This window comes from Micromonospora sp. NPDC047620, assembly GCF_043205005.1.
Taxonomy (GTDB): domain Bacteria; phylum Actinomycetota; class Actinomycetes; order Mycobacteriales; family Micromonosporaceae; genus Micromonospora.
On sequence record NZ_JBIDDG010000029.1, the window covers coordinates 24,145 to 39,273 of the forward strand.

Genomic DNA, 15,129 nt, shown 5'->3' on the forward strand with positions numbered 1-15,129 from the left:
GCGGGCGTGACGATGTCGCTGGCGGCGTTCACGCTTCCTCCGCCTCGGGCACACCGAGCTCGGTGAGGAAGGACTTGGCCCAGTGCCCCACGTCGTGGGCGCGTAGATGGCGTTGCATAGTCCGCATTCTGCGGCGGGCCTCCGGCTTCTCGACATGCACGGCCCGCAGCAGGGCGTCCTTGACCGCGTCGGGGTCGTGCGGGTTGCACAGGAACGCCTGACGCAGCTCGGTGGCCGCGCCGGCGAACTCACTGAGCACGAGCGCACCGCCCTGGTCGGCGCGTGATGCGACGTACTCCTTGGCCACCAGATTCATTCCGTCCCGGAGCGGGGTCACCATCATCACGTCGGCAGCGGCGTACATCGCGGCCAGTTCAGTGCGACTGTACGACTGATGCAGATAATGCACCGCCGGCACGCCGACCCTGCCGAATTCGCCATTAATCCGACCAACTTCCCGCTCCACCTTGACGCGAAGCGCCTGGTAGTGCTCGACCCGCTCGCGGCTGGGCGTGGCCACCTGCACCATAACCGCGTCCGGGACTGTCAACTTTCCGTCAGCGAGCAACTCGCGGAAGGCCTTGAGCCGCAACTCGATGCCCTTGGTGTAGTCGAGCCGGTCGACGCCCAGGATGATCGTCTTCGGGTTGCCCAGCTCCTCGCGGATCTCCTTCGCACGGGCCTGGATCGCCGGGTCGGCGGCCAGCCGCTCCATCTCCTTGGTGTCGATCGAGATGGGGAACGCGCCGGCCTTCACCTGGCGGCCGTCGACCTGGATCATCTGGCCCTCGTAGCGCAGCCCGAGCAGGTGCCGGGCCAGCCGGACGAAGTTCTGCGCGGCGAGCCGCTGCTGGAACCCGACCAGGTCCGCGCCGAGCAGGCCGCGCAGAATCTCGGTGCGGAACGGCATCTGCATGAACAGCTCGATCGGCGGGAACGGGATGTGCAGGAAGAAGCCGATCCGCAGGTCGGGCCGCAGCTCGCGGAGCATCGCCGGGACGAGCTGGAGCTGGTAGTCCTGGACCCAGACCGTCGCCCCCTCGGCCGCGACCTCCGCCGCGGCCTCCGCGAAGCGGGCGTTGACCAGGCGGTACGCCTCGCGCCAGCGGCGCTTGTAGGCCGGCGTCTCCACCGCGTCGTGGTAAAGGGGCCAGATCGTCGCGTTGGACTGGCCCTCGTAGTAGCGCTCCAACTCCTCCGCGCTCAGCGGCACCGGGTGCAGCCGGATGCCCTCCAGGTCGAAGGGCTCGGGGGCGGCGCCGGTGCCGCCGGCCCAGCCGACCCAGGTGCCCTGGTGCTCGGCGAGGACGGGGTGCAGCGCGGTCACCAACCCCCCGGGGCTGCGGCGCCACTGCCGTCCCTCGGGTGTGCTCACCTCGTCGACCGGTAGCCGGTTCGCCACTACGACAAAGGAGCTGCGGACGGTCACGTTCGGCCACCTCCGGGTGCTGACGGGTCAACCGCGAATGAGCGTACTGAGCCTAGCTGCGGCGTCTGGGGCCCCGTGCCGGAGTCACCTACCCGGTCCACGTCGGCGCAACCCCGTACGTGATCTTGTCGACAGGGCTGGTCGCCTGCGGCGGCGACGCGGCGCGCCCGGCCGGCCGGGCGGGGTGATGTGGGCGCGGCGGCGCGTACCTGTCAGGATTGACGGCGGCGTGCGTGCGGCCGGCCAGCGGCCGGCGGCGGACGGAAGTCGCAGCCCGCGCCCGCCGGCCCCCAGTCGCAACCTACGGAGGTAGCCCGCACCGTGGCCCAGTTCATCTACGTCCTGGAAAAGGCGCGCAAGGCGCACGGCGACAAGGTCGTGCTCGACAACGTGACGCTGAACTTCCTGCCGGGGGCCAAGATCGGTGTGGTCGGTCCGAACGGCGCCGGAAAGTCCAGCCTCCTCAAGATCATGGCAGGGTGGGACCGGCCGAGCAACGGTGAGGCCCGGCTGATGCCCGGCTACACCGTGGGCATGCTGGCCCAGGAGCCGCCGCTCAACGACACCAAGACCGTCCTCGGCAACGTCGAGGAGGCGGTCGCCGAGACCAAGGCCAAGCTGGAGCGGTTCAACGCCATCGCCGAGCAGATGGCGACCGACTACTCCGACGAGCTGATGGAGGAGATGGGCAAGCTCCAGGAGGAGCTGGACAACGCCGACGCGTGGGACATCGACTCCAAGCTCGAGCTGGCCATGGACGCGCTGCGCTGCCCGCCGCCGGACGCCGACGTCACCAAGCTCTCCGGTGGCGAGCGCCGCCGGGTCGCCCTCTGCAAGCTGCTGCTGGAGGCGCCCGACCTGCTGCTGCTCGACGAGCCCACCAACCACCTCGACGCGGAGAGCGTGCAGTGGCTGGAGCAGCACCTGGCCAAGTACGCCGGCACCGTCATCGCCATCACCCACGACCGGTACTTCCTCGACAACGTGGCCGGCTGGATCCTGGAGCTGGACCGCGGCCGGGCCATCGGCTACGAGGGCAACTACTCCACCTACCTGGAGAAGAAGGCCGCCCGGATGGCCGTCGAGGGGCGCCGCGACGCCAAGATGAAGAAGCGGCTCGACGAGGAGCTGGAGTGGGTCCGCTCCAACGCCAAGGCCCGCCAGACCAAGTCCAAGGCCCGCCTCGAGCGGTACGAGGAGATGGCGACGGCGGCGGAGAACACCCGCAAGCTGGACTTCGAGGAGATCCAGATCCCGCCGGGCCCGCGCCTGGGCAACACGGTCATCGAGGCGCACAACCTGACCAAGGCCTTCGGCGACCGGGTGCTGATCGACAACCTGTCGTTCTCGCTGCCGCGCAACGGCATCGTCGGCATCATCGGCCCGAACGGCGTCGGCAAGACCACCCTCTTCAAGACCATCGTCGGGCTGGAGCAGCCGACCGGCGGCTCGGTCCGGGTCGGCGAGACCGTCTCGCTGTCGTACGTCGACCAGAGCCGGGCGGGCCTGGCCGGCGACAAGACGGTCTGGGAGACCGTCTCCGACGGGCTGGACCACCTCCTGGTGGGCAAGGTCGAGATGCCGTCCCGGGCGTACATCGCGGCGTTCGGGTTCAAGGGGCCGGACCAGCAGAAGCCGACCAAGGTGCTCTCCGGCGGCGAGCGCAACCGGCTCAACCTGGCGCTGACGCTGAAGATCGGCGGCAACGTCATCCTGCTCGACGAGCCGACCAACGACCTCGACGTCGAGACGCTCGGCAGCCTGGAGAACGCGCTGCTGGAGTTCCCCGGCTGCGCCGTGGTCATCTCCCACGACCGGATGTTCCTCGACCGGGTCGCCACGCACATCCTGGCCTGGGAGGGCGACGACCAGAACCCGGCCAAGTGGTTCTGGTTCGAGGGCAACTTCGATGCGTACGAGAAGAACAAGATCGACCGGCTCGGCGCCGAGGCGGCCCGCCCGCACCGGGTGACCTACCGCAAGCTGACCCGCGACTGACGTGGCTGACCGATTCGTCTACCACTGCACCCTGCGGTGGTCGGACCTGGACGCGTACGGGCACGTCAACAACTCGCGCTTCCTCACCCTCTACGAGGAGGCGCGGGTGGCGTTGATGTTCGCCGGCGGCCGGGCGTGGGGCGTGGGCTCGCTCGCCGACGGGGTCGTGATCCGTCGGCACGAGGTCGACTACCTGCGCCCGGTCGACTACGCCCTCGGCCGGGCCACCGCCGAGGCGGCTCCGACGGTGCGCATCGAGCTGTGGGTGGAGGAGATCCGGGCCGCGTCCTTCACGGTCGCCTACGAGCTGTACGACGGCGACGTGCTGGCCAGCCGGGCCCGCTCCGTGCTGGTGCCGTTCGACCTGACCCGGCAGACGCCCCGGCGGGTCAGCCCGGAGGAGCGCGAGTTCCTGCTCTCGTACGCGCCGCGGCTCGGGCCGGCGTGACGGGGACCGGGGGACCGGCCCCCACACCGGCGGGCACGGCCGGCGGCGGGCACGGGATCGTGGACGCGGCCGACGCGGGGGCCTTCCTCGCCCGCCTGGTGCGGCTGGACCGGGATGCGCCGGTGCGGCTGCGGCCGATCGGTGTGGCGGGGCGTACGGCCCTCTGGGGGCACCTGCCGTGGGGGGTGCTGGTCGTCCGTACCGTGGCCGGCGACGGCCCCGGCGACGTCACCGTCGGGGCCGGCGAGCTGCTCGCCGAGCTGGCGGCCGGCGGCGGGGCCCTGCCCCGGCGCCGGGACGAGCGGTGGCGCTGGCCGCTGCCGCCCCCGGCCAGCCGACGGGTGGAGACGCTGCCGGCGGGGGAGCTGCGGCGGATCGCCGCGGCGGCGGCGGGCACCCTGCGCGACGCCGCCGCGCACGGCGTGGCCGGCCGGGCGGTCGGCCAGCGGGCGCTGCGCGACGCGCTGCTCGACCACGTGCCGGTGGTGGTCACCCCCGACGACCCGCCCGGCGAGCCGGTCGAGGTGACCCAGCGGATGGTCCAGGGGTTGGTCCGGATGGGCTTCCTGGGCGCCGCCGGGGAGGCTGCCGGCGCTGCCGGCGCGGGCGACGTCCAGGTGCGCACGGTCGGCCGTTGGGTCGGACTCGTGGGACCTTATGGAGCGATCTGGTCGCAGAAGGCTACGGATCTTGCCGTGCGGCCCCTCTGAGGTCATCCGTTCGGACGACCCATGGTCATTCTTCTGTCCTGGGGCTGTCGTTGGGGGGGTGCTTCAACCCGGCTGTCCGGGTACCGTCCATCCTCGGATCCAACGCACCGTAGGCGGCTGGATCCGCTGGGGAGTGAGGTGCGCGAACGATGCCGTGGTGGTCATGGCGCCCCGGTCCCGCCAACGGCGGCGGCGATCCGGACAGTCGGAGCGGGATCACAGTGGAGGGCACCGTCCGGGTCGGACCACCGGCCCCCCGTCAGCCGGGAGACGACTGCCCGGCGGCCGAGCGGCCCGTGATGGCGGACATGCCGGCCACCGTCGAGCCGGTCACCCTGCGCCGCGTCTGCGACGCGCTCGACCTGCTCGACGTGCGCTACCTGGCCGACGGCGACGGGAACCTGCTGGCCATGTGGGAGCGGCACGCGGTGCTGGTCACCCTGGAGGGTCCCGAGGACGAGATCCTGGTGATGCGGGCCCGTCCACACGCGACGGTGCCGCCCGACTGGGCCGACCGGGCCTACCGGGTGGTCAACGAGTGGAACCACACCCGCCGCTTCTGCAAGGCCTACATCGGCGACCCGACGGAGCGCGGGCAGTTGCCGATCTACGCGGAGCTGCAGGTGCCGTTCGGCGCCGGGACGCACGACGCGCTCCTGGTCGAGATGCTCGACTGTGGCGCGGCGGTCGCCACCAGCTTCGTCGACTGGCTGCACGACGAGGGCGCCCTGCTCTGAGCCGAGGTCGCCCTCCTCCCAGCCGAGGCGGCCGTGCGCCGAGCCGAGGCGGCCCGGCTGACGCGGCTCGCCCCGAGTCGGCGCCCGCCCCGGCGCGCGGTCAGGCGGGCCCGGTCGGGTCCTCCATCATGTTGACCATGAAATACGCGGCCCGCTCCAGGTAGTCCCAGAGCGCGGTGGCGATCTCCGGCGGCAGGTCGAGCCGGTCGACGGCGTGGCGCATGTGCAGCAGCCACGCGTCCCGCTCGGCGGCGCCGATCCGGAACGGCGCGTGGCGCATCCGCAGCCGGGGGTGCCCGCGCTGGGCGGAGTACGTGTGCGGGCCGCCCCAGTACTGCATGAGGAACAGGGCCAGTCGGTCCGCGGCGGGGCCGAGGTCCTCCTCGGGATACATGGGGCGCAGCAGGGGGTCGGTGGCGACCCCGGCGTAGAACTCGTCCACCAGCTTGCGGAAGGTGGGCTCGCCGCCCACCGCCTCGAAGAGGGTCATCGACGCGCCGGGACGGTCGGACTCACCTGCGGCATTCACCGTTCCATCCTGCCAGGTGCCATCCGGGGGGTCGGAGGGTGGCGGGCTGTGCGTCAGCTCACCGCGTGCCGCTGGTAGCCCGGCTCGCCCGGCCGGCCGCCCACCGGGTCGCCGTCGAGCTGCTCCGACGGGCCGCGCCGGCCGTCCCCCGACGGCCCCGTCTCCGTACCGGCACTGCCGGCCAACGGGACCGCCGTGCCCGCTGTCGCCCTGCCCGCCGCCTCGGCCGCCGCGACGGCGGAGGCGATGGTCGGCTGGCTCGGCCAGCGCAGGGCGGTGAGCGCCATCAGCAGGACGCCCACGGCGCTCCACACCCCGACCACGATCGGGATCGGGTAGCGCTCGGACAGCAGCCCGGTGATCAGGACGGCCAGGCCCTGGATCACCTGGAGGCCGGTGGCCATCACCCCGAAGGCGCGCGCCCGGAAGCCGGTGGGCAGGGCCCGGACGAAGAGGCCGTTGGCCACCGGGAGCATGCCGGCCACCGCGAACCCGGAGGCCGCGGCGAGCAGCGCCACCACCAGCGGTGGCGGGTCGAACAGGGCCGGCACCAGGGCCAGTGGGGAGAGCACCGCCAACGGCCGCATCATGGTCAGGCGCCGGTCCGGCCCGAACGCCCGGCTCATCACCAGACCGCCGACGATGAAACCGACGGGGCTGGCCGCCATGATGATCGCCTGGGCGGCGCCGGCGTCCAGAGGGCCGGCGTGCTCGCTGGCCCAGGCGGCGGCCAGGCCTTCCGGCACCACGGAGAAGAGCATGGCGGCGAAGACCAGGACGGCGATGGCCCGCAGCACCGGGGTGCCGAACACGATCTGGAAGCCCTCTGCGGTCTCCCGCAACAGGTGGCTGCGGTGCGCGGCGGTCATCGCCGGTGGGCGGTCCGCCACCCCGAAGCGGACCAGCGCGGCCGACAGGGCGAACGTCGCCGCGTTCACCAGGAGCGCGACCGTGGGGCTGAAGGCGGCGATGGCGGCGCCCGCGAGGTAGCCGACGACCTGGGCGGCCTGGCCCACGCTGCTGTTGATCGACAGCCCCAACACCAGCCGGTCCCCGGTGAGGATCAGGGGGATCAGCGCGGACTTGGCGGCCTGGCTGGGTGGGTTGGCCAGGGTGGTGGCGAAGAGCAGGGCCAGGATCAGCGGGACGGGCATGCCGGGGATGGCGATGCCGACCATCAGCACCATCCGGACGAGGTCGCAGACCACCATGACCTGCCGGTAGCGGTGCCGCTCCGCGAGCGTCGCGAGCAGGGGGCCGCCGACCAGCCAGGGCAGGTAGCTCACCGCGAACGCGGCCGCGGAGAGCGCGACCGACCGGGTCGCCTCGTAGACCAGCAGGGTTACCGCGGCCTTGGCGATGTAGTCGCCGATCCAGGAGAGAGCGCTCGCCGCGAAGACGGCGCGGTATTCGCGATCGGCGAACACCTCACGGAAGGTTGCCGGCCCTTCCGGGGATGGTCGCTGGTCGGGCACCGTCGCCTCCATCGTTCCCGGGGCGGTCCACTCGTGATGGACGGGCCCGGGAACCGTCGTCAGATTCACGGATCAGCGAGGACGTGATCACGCTCTGGGGGAGCGCGTGCACCGGATTCTGCCCGATCGTCTGACAACTGGCTAGGGCGAACGGATTGATCGTCGCATCTCCGACTGAACGAACGGACGATACCCGAGGGGCCGCCCGGACCGCGACCCCCGCCGATGGCCTCCCCGGCCGGCTCAGGTCGCGCCGCCCTGCCCGGTCTCGCCGGGGGCGGCGATCGGCACGCCGGGATAGAGCCGGGCGGCCGCGATCTTCGCGGTGATGCCCGAGTTCTCCAGCGCCTCGGCCAGCCGGCGCCGCAGCTCCCGGCCGACCGCGAACTGCCCGTCGGCGGTCGTCTTGACCACCGTACGGATCACCGCGCCCTCGATCGTCATCTGCTCGACGCCCAGCACCTCGGGCGGCTCGACGATCTCCGGCGCCAGCTCCGGGTCCACCGCCACCGAGGCGGCCGCGGTCCGCAGCACCGCCGTGGCCTGCTCGGTGCCGGCGAAGCCGATCGGCAGGTCCACCACGACCATGGCCCAGCCCTGGCTCTTGTTGCCCACCCGGACGATCTCGCCGTTGCGGATGTACCAGAGCACGCCCCGCGCGTCGCGGACCGTGGTGACCCGCAACCCGACCGACTCCACCACGCCGGTCGCCTCTCCGAGGTCCACCGTGTCGCCGACGCCGTACTGGTCCTCGATCAGCATGAACAGGCCGGCGAGCAGGTCCTTGACCAGGCTCTGCGCGCCGAAGCCGAGCGCCACACCCGCGATGCCGGCGCTGGCGAGCAGCGGGGCCAGGTCGAAGCTGAACTCCTTGAGCACCATCAGCACCGCGATGCCGAAGATGAACGCCGTGCTGAGGCTGCGCAGCACCGACCCGATCGCCTCGGCCCGCTGGCGGCGCCGCTCCGGGACGAACTCGCCCGGCTCCGCGGCGGCGGTGGGGATCCGCTCGCGCAGGGGCCGCAGCATGGTGGGCACGCCCGCGTCGGTGGTGGTGCGCACCAGCCGGCTGATCGTCCGGTGCACCAGCCACCGGGCGGCGACCGCCAGCAGAAGGATCATGACGATCCGTAGCGGCTTGAGCAGGATCCAGTAGCTGCCCTCGGCGAACCACACCGAGTTGGTGATGTCGAAGACGCTGCGGCAGAGCGCGTCGTCCAGGCAGGTCGGCGACGGGTCCGGCGTCGGCGCCTCGACGGCGGGCAGGGCGAGCGGCAGGAGGCTGGCAGCGGTCACGCTGTCTTCGTACCGCACCCGGGGCCTCGCGCTCCCGCCGACCCTCCGGGCCGTGACCGGGGCCCCGCGCGGTGCCCGGGTCACGCCGGCCGTACGAGGGCGAACCGGTCATCGTGACAGACGGGAGAGACGCTTCCGGAGGGACCCCGGATTAGTACGTGCAATCCGGGGGCCGATCAGGGACGATGGGCGCACGGACGTCGGTGATCCGGCCGGCGTCGGCCGTGGTGGGTCGCTGTGCCCGTTCCCGGTCGGCGGTGGTGAGTGTGGGCCGCTGAACCGGGAGGGTGATCGCGATGCCTGACATACGACCCACGGTGGGCTCCGGTGCGCTGGTCCTCAACGCCACCTACGAGCCGCTGTGTGTCGTATCCGTGCGTCGTGCCGCCATCCTCGTGCTCTCCGCCAAGGCGGTCTGCGTCGCCGACGGCGACGGCGTCCTGCACAGCGCCCGCAACGCGCTGCCGGTGCCGTCGGTCGTCCGGCTCACCCGCTTCGTGCGGGTGCCCTACCGCACCCACGTCGGGCTCTCCCGGCGGGCGATCTTCGCCCGGGACAGCTGGCGCTGCGCCTACTGCCGGGGCCCTGCCGAGACCATCGACCACGTCTTCCCGCGCAGCCGTGGCGGCCGGCACGCCTGGGAGAACGTCGTCGCAGCCTGCGCCCGGTGCAACCACACCAAAGGCGACAAGACCCCGGCCGAGCTGGGCTGGCGGCTGCACGCGCTGCCGGCCGCCCCGAAGGGCACCGCCTGGCGGGTCCTCGGCCACCGGGTGCCCGACCCCCGCTGGGCCGACTGGCTCGACCTGCGTGAGCCCGAGGCCGCCTGACCCGCGAGGCCACCCGGTCAGGTGGTGCGGGATCGGACGAGGGACGCGAAGACCACCACGTTGTCGGCGTAGCCGGTCTCCCCGCCGACCCAGCGCCCGCCGCAGGTGATCAGGCGTAGCCGGGGGCGGCTGAAGTCGCCGAAGACCTCGTCGACGGGCAGCCGCTCCTTGCCGAAGCGCTCGACCGCTTCCACCTCGAAGACCGCCACCGAGCGGTCCGCGCGGGCGACCTCGATGGGGTCGCCCTCCCGCAGGTCCCGCAGCTTGTGGAAGACCGCCGGCCCGGTCGAGGTGTCGACGTGCCCGACGATGACGGCCGGGCCGTACTGCCCGGGGGTCGGGCCCTGGTCGTACCAGCCGGCCTCCTGGGCTCGGGCGGCGTCCGGCACGCCGATGCTGCCGTCCGGGGCGATGCCGACGTTGTGTACGGGCGCCCGGACGTCGATCGGGTCGATGGTGATGTCGACGGGAGGGCTGGCGGGCAGCACCGGGAACTTCTTCGGCGGTGGCCGCAGCCCCGCGATGAACCGGTCCGGCAGCACGCTCACGCCGGCGACCCGCTCCACGGCGAGCATCGCGATGATCAGCACCATCAGCGTCCCGATCACCAGGACCGGGAGCCCGGGGTTCCGGCCGGGCGCCAGCCGGCGACCGGCGGCAACCCAGCGGTGCCGGGGTCGGGCGGGCAGCGGCCCGACCGCCGGGTCGCTGGTGGCGACACTGGCCGACACCGTCTCCCCGGCGACCCGCCGAAGCCGGCGGGCGGTGGCGGCCGCGGCCCGGCGGGACGCCCGCAGCGCCCGCCGGGTGGTCGTCCGGACCCGGCCCGGACCGGATCGCCTGGTACGCCTCTGGGAGCGGGCCATGGCGGCGGCGGGTCAGGAACCGGTCCCGGTCCGACGACGGTTGCCGAGGAATCCGAAGCCCACCGCCAGGGCCACCGCGGCGAGGCCGCCTACCAGCAGCACCGAGCCGGTGCCCGTGCCGCCGGCGGTGCCGCCGCCCCCGGTCGCCGGCCCCTTCGTGGGCTGCTCCATGTTCAGCACCGTGAGCGTGGTCGTCGCGGTGTTGCCGTTGTCGCAGCGCAGGTCGACCGGGAAGTCCCCGGGCTGCTTGTTGCCCGGGATCGTGGCTTGGGCGGTCAGGAAACCGTTGTCGGGCCGCAGCACCACCGGTCCCCCGAAGGCGTCGGAGCGTACGGTGGCCTGGCGGTTGTTGGCGTTGTCGCAACTGGCCCGGATCTTGACCCTGGTGCCGGCCTGGGCGCTGTTGGGCACCACCTCGACGAAGGTGTTCTCGCCCGCCCGCACGGGCGCGATCGTGATCAGGACGAACGCCCCGACCAGGCCCAACACGGACAGGGCGCTGGTCAGGGCACGTGTGAACGCTGTGAACACCGGCATGATCCCCCCTTCCGGTGACGATCACCGGAATCCTCCCCGGGCAACAGCGCCTGCTTTCCCGCTGGCCCCGGGGCAAACCCGGATCGCGGTCAGCGGTGGCGGGGGGAGGAGGGCAGCGGGGTGACGGGGTGCCAGTCCAGCGGGGTCGACAGGACCATCGTGCTGGACGGCTGGCCGTACGGGGCGAGCCGGTCGATGACGGCCTCGAACTCCCCGATCGACCCGGCCGCCACCTTCAGCATGCTGCACGCGTCGCCCGTGATGCGGTGGATCTCCAGGATCTCCGGCCACCCCGCCACCTCGGGGTCGTGCAGGATGCACCGCGAGCCGTAGCAGGACATCCGGATGAACGCGACCACCGTGCGGCCGGCCCGGGTCAGGTCGACGTGGGCGTGGTAGCCGGTGATGATCCCGGCCTCCTCCAGCCGACGCACCCGCTCGGCCACGGCCGGCGGCGACAGGTGCACCCGCCGGGACAGCTCGCTGAAGGAGAGGCGCGCGTCGGCCTGCAACTCCCGCAGCAGCGCCCAGTCCATGTCGTCCATGAGGCGACCTTACTTTCTCCAAGCCGAATCGCGCTCGCACCTTCCGCGCCGCAGGTCGGAGGGCGGTAGAGCCGTTGATCCGGCATTCCATCCGCCCGTTCCGCCGCGGGATCATGTCGGTCACCCGGCCCGGCCAGGCCGGCGCACCCAGCGAGCAGAGGAGGACCGGTGGAGCAGACGGACCTGCGGGCGCCCACCCGGGCGGCGGTACGCCCGGTCACCCCGCGGCAGCGCGCCGCCCGGGCGGCCCGCAACGGCGGGGAGCCGACCCTGGAGTTCGCCGAGCGGGTGCCGTACGACGCGTACGTGCAGGCCAGCACGCTGCACCGGCTGCAACGACCGCTGAGCGACGACCCGGGCGAGATGTCCTTCCTGATGGTCAGCCAGATCATGGAGCTGTACTTCGGGCTGACCTGCCACGAGCTGCGCGAGACCCAGCGGCTGCTGCGCGTCGACCGGGTGTGGGACGCGCTGGCCCCGCTGCGCCGTGCCGCCCTGCACCTGGAGGCGCTGAACGCCGCCTGGAAGGGGCTGCGCTGGATGACTCCGGCCGACTTCAACCGGTTCCGCAACCTGCTGGGCGAGGGCTCCGGCTTCCAGTCGGCGATGTACCGGCACCTGGAGTTCCTGCTCGGTCTCCGGGACGAGGCGCTGATCCGGCCGTTCCGGCGCCAGGCCGAGGTGCACGCCGAGCTGCGGGCCACCCTGGCCGCGCCGAGCGTCTGGGACGACGTGCTCGCGCTGCTCGCCCGGCACGGCCACGACCTCCCGGCCGACCTGCTGGACCGGGACGTCGCCGTCGAGCACGAGGCGCACGCCGCCGTCGAGGCGGCCTGGGTGCGGATCTACGCCGACGCCGGGCCGGACAACCACCTCCGGCTGCTGGGCGAGGCGCTGACCGAGGTCGCCGAGCAGTTCGGCGACTGGCGACAGCACCACGTCAAGGCGGTGCAGCGCACAATGGGCGCCAAGGTCGGCAGCGGCGGCTCCGCCGGGCTGGCGTGGTTGCAGCGCAGCATGGCCCGGGTGGTCTTCCCCGAGCTGTGGTCGGCCCGGACCGCGATGTGACCGGAGAGCGAGACACCCCATGAACACCCCCGCACCAGACTCTTCCGGGTTCGCCGCCGGCGAGGCCGAGGCACACCGCCGCGACGCCGCCGACCCCGGGCACCGCCACCTGTTCCACGTGCCGCCGGCCGACGGCGGGCGCTACCCCGAGGCCGCGTACCTGGCCGGCAACTCCCTCGGCCTGCAACCGCGGGCCACCCGTGGGGAGCTGCTGGCCGACCTGGACGCGTGGAGCCGGCTGGGGGTCGAGGGCCACCTGGAGGCGGAGCGCCCCTGGCTGCCGTACCACGAGCTGCTGACGGCGCCCGCCGCGCGACTGGTCGGCGCCGCCCCGGCGGAGGTCGTGGTGATGAACTCCCTGACGGTCAACCTGCACCTGCTGATGGTCAGCTTCTACCGGCCGGCCGGGGCGCGGACCAGGATCGTCATCGAGGACAGCGCCTTCCCCTCGGACAGCTACGCCGTGCGCAGCCAGGCCCGCTTCCACGGCCTGGACCCGGACGCCACCGTCGTCCGGTTGCGCCCCCGCGACGGCGAGGACACCCTGCGCACCGAGGACGTGACCGACTACCTGGCCGCCGAGGGCGACCGGGTGGCGCTGGTGCTGCTCGGCGGGGTCAACTACCTCACCGGCGAGCTGATGGACATCCCGGCGATCACCGCCGCCGGGCGCGCGGCGGGGGCCGTGGTCGGCTGGGACCTGGCGCACGCCGCCGGTAACGTCCCGCTGGCCCTGCACGACTGGGACGTCGACTTCGCCGCCTGGTGCTCCTACAAGTACCTCAACTCCGGGCCGGGCGCGCTGGCCGGCGTGTTCGTGCACGAGCGGCATCTGGGCGACCCCGGGCTGCCGCGCTTCGAGGGCTGGTGGAGCACCGACGCGGCGACCCGGTTCGAGATGATCCCGGTCTCCCGCCCGCCGGCCACCGTGGAGGCGTGGCAGGTCTCCAACCCGCCGATCTTCGCGATGGGCCCGGTGCGGACCTCGCTGGAGCTGTTCGACTCCGTCGGCATGCCGGCGCTGCGCGAGCGCAGCATCCGGCTCACCGGCTACCTGGCGCGGCTGCTCGACGGGGTGACCGCGGACCGCCCGCTGACCGTGGTCACCCCGCGTGAGCCCGAGCGGCGGGGCTGCCAACTCTCGGTGCGGATCGGCGCGGGCAGCGCCGCCGGGCTGGCCAAGCGGCTGCGGCACGAGCACGGCGTCATCGCCGACGCCCGCGAACCGGACATCATCCGGTTCGCCCCGGTGCCGCTCTACTCCACGTACCACGACTGCTGGCGGGCCGCCGACGCGCTGGCCACCACGGTGGAGGCGGACCGGTGAGCGCGGAACGGGACGAGATCGCGGTGGTCGGCGCCGGCCTGGCCGGCTGCCTGCTGGCCTGCTTCCTGGCCCGCCGCGGCTACCCGGTGGCGCTCTACGAGCGGCGGCCCGACCCGCGTACCGGCACCGTCGAGCGGGGACGATCGATCAACCTGGCGCTCTCCGAGCGGGGCCTCGACGCGCTGCGCCGCATCGGCCTCGACGGGCAGGTGCTCGCCGACGCGCTGCCCATGCGCGGCCGGATGGTCCACCCGGTCGACGGGGAGCCGCAGTTCCAGTCGTACAGCGCCTCCGGCGACCGGGCGATCAACTCGATCAGTCGGGGTGCGCTGAACAACGCCCTGCTGGACGCGGCCACCGCCCTGCCCGGGGTGCGGATCGCCTTCGACCACCGGCTGGTCGGGCTCGACCCGGCCACCGGCGAGATGACCTTCGAGACCCCGGCGGGCAAGGTCGCGGCCGGCGCGTCGGTCGTGCTCGGCGCCGACGGCGCCGGCTCGGCGGTGCGCGGGCAGTTGCTGGCGTACGGGCTGCTGACCGAGAGCCTGGACTTCCTCGACTACGGCTACAAGGAGCTGACGATCCCGCCGCTGGGCGGGGACTTCGCCCTCGACCCGGACGCGCTGCACATCTGGCCGCGCGGCACCTCGATGATGATCGCCCTGCCGAACCCGGACCGCTCGTTCACCTGCACGCTCTTCTGGCCCACCCACGGCACCGCCAGCTTCGCCTCGCTGGGCAGCCCCGCGGCGATCGAGCGGCACTTCGCCGAGCACTACCCGGACCTGCCGCCGCTCGCCCCGAACCTCGTCGACGACTACCAGCACAACCCGGTGGGCGTGCTCGGCACCGTGCGCTGCACGCCGTGGCAGGCGGACGGGCGGGTCGGCCTGCTCGGCGACGCGGCGCACGCCATCGTCCCGTTCTACGGCCAGGGCGCCAACTGCGCCTTCGAGGACGTCGTAGAGCTGGACCGCTGCCTGGACGAGTGCGCCGACGACTGGTCGGCGGCGCTGCCGCTGTTCCAGCAGCGGCGGCAGGCCAACGCCGAGGCCATCGCGCGGATGGCGCTGGCCAACTTCGTGGAGATGCGGGACAAGGTGGCCTCCCCGCTGTTCCAGGCCGGCCGGAAGGTCGAACACGCGCTGGAACGGGCGCTGCCGGGCCGGTACGTTTCCCGGTACGAGCTGGTGTCCTTCTCCACCACCCCGTACGCCGAGGTGGTGCGGCGCGTCCGCCGTCAGCACCGGGTGCTGGGTGCGGTGGCCGCCGGCGCGGCGGCGCTGCTGGCCGGCGCGATCGGCGTGGCGATCAACCGAGGGAGGCGTCGATGA

15 protein-coding genes are annotated in these 15,129 nt (G+C 73.0%); 8 read left to right on the forward strand and 7 right to left on the reverse strand.

What is annotated here, in order from left to right:
• Positions 1-28: 28 nt before the first annotated feature.
• Complete coding sequence (locus ACGF5C_RS27510) at positions 29-1,429, reverse strand: trehalose-6-phosphate synthase (RefSeq protein ID WP_350708526.1); 1,401 nt, start codon at positions 1,427-1,429, stop codon at positions 29-31.
• A gap of 321 nt (positions 1,430-1,750) precedes the next feature.
• On the opposite strand from ACGF5C_RS27510, the gene ettA reads away from it, so the two are divergent.
• From ettA to ACGF5C_RS27530, 4 genes are all read left to right on the forward strand, one after another.
• On the forward strand, positions 1,751-3,427 hold the full coding sequence (ettA, locus tag ACGF5C_RS27515) for an energy-dependent translational throttle protein EttA (RefSeq protein WP_393306190.1): 1,677 nt from the start codon (positions 1,751-1,753) through the stop codon (positions 3,425-3,427).
• Between the two features lies 1 nt (position 3,428).
• Positions 3,429-3,875, forward strand: a complete 447-nt coding sequence (locus ACGF5C_RS27520; protein WP_357695622.1) for a thioesterase family protein — start codon at positions 3,429-3,431, stop codon at positions 3,873-3,875.
• Positions 3,872-4,585 carry a hypothetical protein gene (locus ACGF5C_RS27525; protein ID WP_393306192.1) on the forward strand — a complete coding sequence of 238 codons (714 nt, stop codon included), beginning with the start codon at positions 3,872-3,874 and terminating at the stop codon, positions 4,583-4,585. Before ACGF5C_RS27520 ends, ACGF5C_RS27525 begins: the two co-directional genes overlap by 4 nt.
• 149 nt (positions 4,586-4,734) lie before the next feature.
• Positions 4,735-5,322, forward strand: a complete 588-nt coding sequence (locus ACGF5C_RS27530) for a YbjN domain-containing protein (protein ID WP_393306194.1) — start codon at positions 4,735-4,737, stop codon at positions 5,320-5,322.
• 100 nt (positions 5,323-5,422) lie between these two features.
• Here the strand turns inward: ACGF5C_RS27530 and ACGF5C_RS27535 are convergent, their stop codons facing one another.
• From ACGF5C_RS27535 to ACGF5C_RS27545, 3 genes are all read right to left on the reverse strand, one after another.
• Complete coding sequence (locus ACGF5C_RS27535) at positions 5,423-5,812, reverse strand: globin (protein ID WP_393306280.1); 390 nt, start codon at positions 5,810-5,812, stop codon at positions 5,423-5,425.
• 92 nt (positions 5,813-5,904) lie between these two features.
• Positions 5,905-7,338 carry an MFS transporter gene (locus ACGF5C_RS27540; RefSeq protein ID WP_393306282.1) on the reverse strand — a complete coding sequence of 478 codons (1,434 nt, stop codon included), beginning with the start codon at positions 7,336-7,338 and terminating at the stop codon, positions 5,905-5,907.
• Between the two features lie 231 nt (positions 7,339-7,569).
• Positions 7,570-8,622, reverse strand: coding sequence for a mechanosensitive ion channel family protein (locus ACGF5C_RS27545; RefSeq protein ID WP_393306196.1), 1,053 nt, complete (start codon positions 8,620-8,622; stop codon positions 7,570-7,572).
• A gap of 296 nt (positions 8,623-8,918) precedes the next feature.
• On the opposite strand from ACGF5C_RS27545, the gene ACGF5C_RS27550 reads away from it, so the two are divergent.
• Complete coding sequence (locus tag ACGF5C_RS27550) at positions 8,919-9,452, forward strand: HNH endonuclease (RefSeq protein ID WP_393306198.1); 534 nt, start codon at positions 8,919-8,921, stop codon at positions 9,450-9,452.
• A gap of 17 nt (positions 9,453-9,469) precedes the next feature.
• Here ACGF5C_RS27550 and ACGF5C_RS27555 read toward each other — a convergent pair whose 3' ends face one another.
• From ACGF5C_RS27555 to ACGF5C_RS27565, 3 genes are all read right to left on the reverse strand, one after another.
• On the reverse strand, positions 9,470-10,318 hold the full coding sequence (locus ACGF5C_RS27555; RefSeq protein ID WP_393306200.1) for a class F sortase: 849 nt from the start codon (positions 10,316-10,318) through the stop codon (positions 9,470-9,472).
• A gap of 12 nt (positions 10,319-10,330) precedes the next feature.
• Entirely contained in the window at positions 10,331-10,807 is a 477-nt protein-coding gene (locus tag ACGF5C_RS27560; RefSeq protein WP_393306284.1) for a hypothetical protein, read from the reverse strand.
• A 137-nt stretch (positions 10,808-10,944) separates the two neighbouring features.
• Positions 10,945-11,400 (reverse strand): Lrp/AsnC family transcriptional regulator, encoded by a 456-nt coding sequence (locus tag ACGF5C_RS27565; protein WP_393306201.1) that lies wholly within the window; start codon positions 11,398-11,400, stop codon positions 10,945-10,947.
• Positions 11,401-11,568: 168 nt separating this feature from the next.
• Here ACGF5C_RS27565 and ACGF5C_RS27570 point away from each other — a divergent pair, with 168 nt between their 5' ends.
• The 3 genes from ACGF5C_RS27570 to ACGF5C_RS27580 are packed head-to-tail and all read left to right on the forward strand — an operon-like array spanning position 11,569 to position 15,129.
• The gene (locus tag ACGF5C_RS27570) at positions 11,569-12,468 is read left to right on the forward strand and encodes a tryptophan 2,3-dioxygenase (protein WP_393306203.1); all 900 of its coding nucleotides are present in this window, start codon (positions 11,569-11,571) and stop codon (positions 12,466-12,468) included.
• Between the two features lie 19 nt (positions 12,469-12,487).
• Positions 12,488-13,795: a kynureninase gene (gene kynU / locus ACGF5C_RS27575; RefSeq protein ID WP_393306205.1), complete on the forward strand. Its 1,308-nt coding sequence runs from the start codon at positions 12,488-12,490 to the stop codon at positions 13,793-13,795.
• Entirely contained in the window at positions 13,792-15,129 is a 1,338-nt protein-coding gene (locus tag ACGF5C_RS27580) for an FAD-dependent oxidoreductase (RefSeq protein ID WP_393306207.1), read from the forward strand. Before kynU ends, ACGF5C_RS27580 begins: the two co-directional genes overlap by 4 nt.